This window comes from Dyella sp. (assembly GCF_036568765.1).
GTDB lineage: Bacteria > Pseudomonadota > Gammaproteobacteria > Xanthomonadales > Rhodanobacteraceae > GSA-30.
The window spans coordinates 1-4820 of sequence record NZ_DATCRY010000060.1; the positions used below are offsets into that span (position 1 = coordinate 1).

5 protein-coding genes are annotated in these 4820 nt (G+C 64.5%); 4 read left to right on the forward strand and 1 reads right to left on the reverse strand.

The features are described 5' to 3' along the window. Positions 1 to 70 precede the first annotated feature (70 nt). The 4 genes from VIM98_RS04910 (at position 71) to VIM98_RS04925 (ending at position 4616) form a co-directional block, all read left to right on the forward strand. Positions 71 to 490 (forward strand): pilin, encoded by a 420-nt coding sequence (locus tag VIM98_RS04910; RefSeq protein ID WP_331991978.1) that lies wholly within the window; start codon positions 71 to 73, stop codon positions 488 to 490. A gap of 82 nt (positions 491 to 572) precedes the next feature. Beyond that, the gene (locus VIM98_RS04915) at positions 573 to 1970 is read left to right on the forward strand and encodes an O-antigen ligase family protein (protein WP_331991979.1); all 1398 of its coding nucleotides are present in this window, start codon (positions 573 to 575) and stop codon (positions 1968 to 1970) included. A gap of 5 nt (positions 1971 to 1975) precedes the next feature. After that, on the forward strand, positions 1976 to 2749 hold the full coding sequence (locus VIM98_RS04920) for a hypothetical protein (RefSeq protein WP_331991980.1): 774 nt from the start codon (positions 1976 to 1978) through the stop codon (positions 2747 to 2749). Positions 2750 to 2825: 76 nt separating this feature from the next. Then, positions 2826 to 4616: a PglL family O-oligosaccharyltransferase gene (locus VIM98_RS04925; RefSeq protein WP_331991981.1), complete on the forward strand. Its 1791-nt coding sequence runs from the start codon at positions 2826 to 2828 to the stop codon at positions 4614 to 4616. Between the two features lie 32 nt (positions 4617 to 4648). Here VIM98_RS04925 and VIM98_RS04930 read toward each other — a convergent pair whose 3' ends face one another. Then, on the reverse strand, positions 4649 to 4813 hold the full coding sequence (locus VIM98_RS04930) for a cyclic pyranopterin monophosphate synthase MoaC (RefSeq protein WP_345786294.1): 165 nt from the start codon (positions 4811 to 4813) through the stop codon (positions 4649 to 4651). Positions 4814 to 4820: the final 7 nt, after the last annotated feature.

The window sequence follows — 4820 nt, forward strand, 5'->3', positions numbered from 1 at the left end:
GGAAAGCGGCTGGCACGGGCCCTGCGTTCATGGGGGTCGTCTCTACCCCTAATCTCTCTTTGGAGTGTTTATGAAGCGCGTTCAACAAGGTTTCACCCTGATCGAACTGATGATCGTCGTGGCGATCATCGGCATTCTGGCCGCCGTGGCTCTGCCGGCGTATCGTGACTACATCACCAAGACCAAGGTCTCGGAAGTGATGGCTGCCGCGACCCAGCCGAAGGCTTCGGTGCAGGAGTTCTACACCGTCAAGGGTGAAATGCCGTCGGCTGACAATGTGCCGACCGATAACATCAAGAGCGCTGCTGTGACGAGCGTCACCTACGCCAAAGTCAGCAATACCGTCGCGACGATCACCGCAGCATCGAAGCTGACGGAAGCTCCTGGCAACATCGTTCTGACCGGCACTGCTGGCACGGAGTCGATCGACTGGGCGTGCACTTCCACCATCAACAAGAAGTTCGTCGCTGCTAGCTGCAAGTCGACCTGATCGATTGATCTCATAAAAAAGACGGGGCATTTGCCCCGTCTTTTTTTATTTGGCTTTTTCAGTCGTCATGCGTCGCCCGATCATGAAGTTGCTCCGTTTGGCAGTTCTTCTGGCTTGCCTGCTGTTGATCCTCGGCCCATTTCTGCCGATGCTCATACCGGCCGACGTGACGGCACATGATTTCGCAAGGTCTCTGCAATTGCCGCTGCTGTTGCTGGCGGCACTCGCGCTGGCGGCTGATCGGGCACCCCGTCCTGGCATTGGGCGCTGGACGATGGCGCTGTTCGCGTTTCTCGCGCTACTCGTAAGCGCCTCTGCCATCCATGCGGCCGTGCCCGTCGCCGCCTGGCGCGAAATCGCCCTGTTCGCCGCCCTTAGTGCATGGTCGCTGATGGTGGCACGTTCCTTCGAGGGCGCAAACGCGAGGTTCTGGCTGGGAGCGGTCTGTCTTTCGCAATTGCTCTATGGACTGGGCTATGTGGGCCTGCTGGTCGCTTCCTTGGCCAATCATCAGCCGGTTCTGCTATGGGAGATGAACTTTGGTTACGACAACCCGCGCTTCCTGAATCACGTTCAGGCGGCAACGCTGCCTCTGCTGCTCGGCATCGCCGTGCAGCCGGGCGCCTCCGTCGCGATCAAGGCCATGTCACGCTTGGCCCTGGTACTGCAACTCTTCGTCCTGGCCGCGTCGCTGGGGCGCTCGGCGATGTTGGGTCTGGTGGTTGCCGCGGTGGTGGTGGCGTTGGTCGCGGGCAGGGCAGCCCGGCGCTGGCTTGCCGTTGGTGCTGCTTCGGCTTTGCTTGCCGGTCTGGCGTATGGAGCACTGCAGAGCATCGACACGAGCGTTCAACAGGCCAGTGGCTACACGCCCACGACTAAGGAACTGACCAGCGACCATTCGCGGCAATATCTTTGGGACATTGCGCTTGCCGACGCGCGCGGCGCTCCCTGGTTGGGCGTGGGTCCGATGCATTTCGCCCATGAGCCCAACGCCAAGGCGGCGCACCCGCATAACCACTATCTGCAGGCCGCAGCCGAACTGGGCTGGCCGGCCCTCGCGATTTTGATGGTGCTGGTGTTGAACGGTCTCCGGGTGTTGGCTGTGACCTTGCGCGCGGAGAAGAACGAGGACCGACAGGCAGTCGGATGCGGTCTGCTCGGCGCTTGCGTTGCGATTGCCGTCGATGCGTGCTTCTCCGGCAACCTAGTGATGCCGTTCTCGCAGATCTGGATTTTCTCCGTGATGGGGATGTCCATCGGTTGGCGTCACGACGGGTCGAGTGCGACGACACGACCGGTGATCAGTGCACTGGCCTGGTCCGTCCTGCGTACTGTGTTCGTGCTTGCAGCCGCCTGGTCGTGCTGGGTGGCCTATCACGAGATTCAGGCGCCTACGCCGCGCCTGCAAACGGACGGCGCGCGAGCCCCCTCTCCAACGGAAGTTCCGCGACCTCGGTTCTGGTCGCATGGCTGGTTCTAGACTCCATGACCATGAATGCATTGCTCCGAGCCCGCGTCAAGGCTGCACTGGTTCATCTCGGCTTTAGCGCCTTGGTCGCAGTTTCAGCGGCAGCCGCCGTGTTCTTGCTCTGGTATCCGTGGCCGTACACGGAAGTCTCGGGCGGGGGACAACTGTTCCTGCTGGTAACCGGCGTCGACCTCGTCATGGGGCCGCTGATCACGCTGGTCATCTTCGATGTCCGCAAGCCACGCAAGGAACTCGTGCGCGACCTGCTCATCGTCGTGTTGTTGCAGTTGAGCGGCTTGGCCTACGGGGCCTACGCGATGTATGAAGCAAGGCCGGTCGTGCTCGCGCTCGAGCAGGACCGTTTCCGCGTGGTGATCGCGGCCAGCGTGCAACAGCAGGAGCTGCCCAAGGCCCTACCGGAATTCAGATCGCTGTCATTGACGGGGCCTCGACTCGTCGGCACGCGACAACCCAGTGCAGCCGGCCGTGCGGATGCGGTTCTTCTGGCGCTCGCAGGAGCGGATCTGGGCACGCGCCCGCTCTACTGGACCCGCTGGGACGCGGTGTCGCGCGCACAGGCGCTCAAGGCTGGCTTCCGTCTTGACACGCTGATCAAGGAGCGGGCCCACGGGAAGCCCGGTCGGGCGCTGAACGAGGCGATCGCGCGCACCGGATTGCCGGTGCACCAATTGCGTGCCGTGCCATTGCTCTCGCGCGTGGACGGCTGGTCGGTCCTGGTGGACGAGAGGACAGGTGATCCGGTCGGCTTTGCCCCGATTGACAGCTTTTGAGACTCGTCATTCGGAACGGGGACAAGCACTGCTCCGCGGTTAGAGTACCGCTCTGTTCTCACGATCCGGTCCCTTCATGACGCTCGCCGCGACAGCGCCTGCCGCCGATTCTTCCGCCTATTTCGCCGCGCAGCTGCATTCCCAGGTCCTGACCTTGATCGGCCTGCTGGTCGGCGTGACGCTATCGCCACTGATCGCCTACAACCAGACGCCGTCGGCCACGCTCTACAACCAGCTGATGGCATTCGCGGGGCTGGGGTTGATCGTCGCTGGCTTGGCGTGGGGACGGGCGCTCATGGCGGGCTGGCGCGTCGATGGCGTCTCCCTTGGCCTGCTGTTGATGACGCTTGTTGCCGCAGTCGCGCCGGTGATGCATGGGTTGCCCTGGTCGATGGCACTGACTAGCGTGGCCATGCTGCTTGGTGCGTTGCTGGCGGTACAGGTCGGTCGGGCCCTGACGCCGGGTCAGCGCGACGGCGTGCTCACGCTTCTCTGCATTGCACTGGTCGGCGCGGGGCTGCTGAGCGTCATCGTCAGCTTCGTCCAGATGTTCTTCCCGTCCCTGGCAGACGGCACCTTCATCGCGCGCTCCGGCCTGGTCGGCCGCGCGGTCGGCAACATGCGCCAGCCCAATCACCTTGCGAGCCTGCTGATGTGGGCCTGTGTCGCGTCCGTGTGGCTGGCTCAAGGGGGTTGGCTTGCCCGTCGTCTGGGGGGGGCGCTGCGCGGCACCGTCGCGCTGCACGTGCTGCTCTTTCTCTTCGTCTTCTGCGTCCTGCTCAGCGCCTCCCGCACCGGCATGATCGGCGTGGCGATGCTCGCCCTCTGGGGCGCGGTCGATGCCCGGCTCGCCCCGCGCGTGCGCATCGCGCTGGGATCGACGCTGATCATGTTCGCCATCGGCTGGGGACTGCTTGAGGCTTACACCGCCTTGAGCCATCACGCCTTCGGCGCCCAGTCCCGCGTGTCCGAGGAAGGCGCAGGTTCCCCGTCGCGAATCGCGATCGTGAAAAACGCGATCGGCCTGTTGCAGCGCTACCCGCTGACCGGCTCCGGCTGGGGAGACTTCAACTTCGCTTGGACGATGACGCCGTTCCCGGACCGCCCGGTCGCGTTCTTCGATCACACCCACAACCTCGAACTGCAATTGCTCGTCGAGATGGGGCTGCCCCTGGGCCTGCTCACGCTAGCCCTGCTCGCCGTGGGTCTGTGGAAGGGCTTCGCCCGCGCCGTGCGCGGAAGCGCGGCCACGCGTTGCGCGGCCATGCTGGTCGCGATGATCGGTCTCCACAGCCAGTTCGAGTACCCCCTCTGGTATGCCTATTTCCTCCTTCCGGCTGCATTCGCCTATGGGCTCTGTCTGGCGGGGGGGGATGTCGCCGAGTCGACGCCGGCGACCGGTCAGCGCCGACCATGGCTGGCGGCGCTCGGCCTCGTGGTTGCGGCCGCCGTGCCGCTGGTCGTGATCGACTACCTGCGCATCGTGCACATCTACGCGCCGCCGGCCGGTGCGGCTTCGCTCGACGACCGCATCGCCGCTGGCCAGCGTTCGCCGCTGTTCGCGCTCCAAGCCGATTACGCCGAAGCCACGGTACAACCGCCGGGAGCCGTGGCTCTCGCCGCAGCCCGGCAGACCGGCCATCACCTGATCGATACCCGCCTGCTGATGGCCTGGGCGAAATCGCTCAACGCGGTCGGCGAGACCGACAAGGCACGCTACCTGGTCCAGCGCCTGCGCGAGTTCCGCAACGTCGCCAGCGAGGAGTGGCTCAACGAATGCGACGAGGTCGCGCAACTGGGCGCCGCAGCCAAGCCCTTCCAATGCGAAGCGCCGAAGCGTGAGTACAGCTTCCGCGAACTACGCTGATCGGGCGAGCCAAGCGGAAAGAGGCGGGAAAGTCAGACCTCGGCGGTCCAATCGCCCGATTTCCCGCCGTGCTTCTCCAGCACCCGGATCTGCTCCATGACCATGCCGCGGTCCGCGGCCTTGCACATGTCGTAGACGGTCAGCAGCCCGACCTGCACGGCCGTCAGCGCTTCCATCTCGACACCGGTTCTCCCCAGCGTCTCG